Source organism: Pollutimonas rozaliensis (assembly GCF_048751585.1).
Lineage (GTDB): Bacteria > Pseudomonadota > Gammaproteobacteria > Burkholderiales > Burkholderiaceae_B.
Map to the genome: position 1 here is coordinate 1 of NZ_JAZHOB010000047.1, position 292 is coordinate 292.

The 292-nt window shown below is 57.5% G+C and carries 1 protein-coding gene; it reads right to left on the reverse strand.

Translation table 11 applies throughout. The features are described from left to right. On the reverse strand, window positions 1–196 hold a 196-nt coding region (locus V0R37_RS21905), incomplete at its 3' end, for an NAD-dependent epimerase/dehydratase family protein (protein WP_420376532.1). Window positions 197–292: the final 96 nt, after the last annotated feature.

Genomic DNA, 292 nt, shown 5'->3' on the forward strand with positions numbered 1-292 from the left:
GGCGGATGGCGGCAACAATTTGGCTGATGTCGGCCAGCGGCGCGGTGAGGTCGAGCGCTTGATGGCGGATATTTTCGTGCGCCCAATCCGGGCTTGTGCGGCGGGCGGCAGCGTGCACAATATGCCCTTGCTCGGCCAATATTTGCGCCAATTGAGAGCCGACGCGGCCGTTGGCGCCGATAATCAGAATGTTCATAAAACCTCCTTATGATTGCTTATTAAAAAATATTCGCCTGCACCATGTCCCACAACAAACCCAGCGCCAACGCGCCGAAGCCGCTGTGCCGCTGAT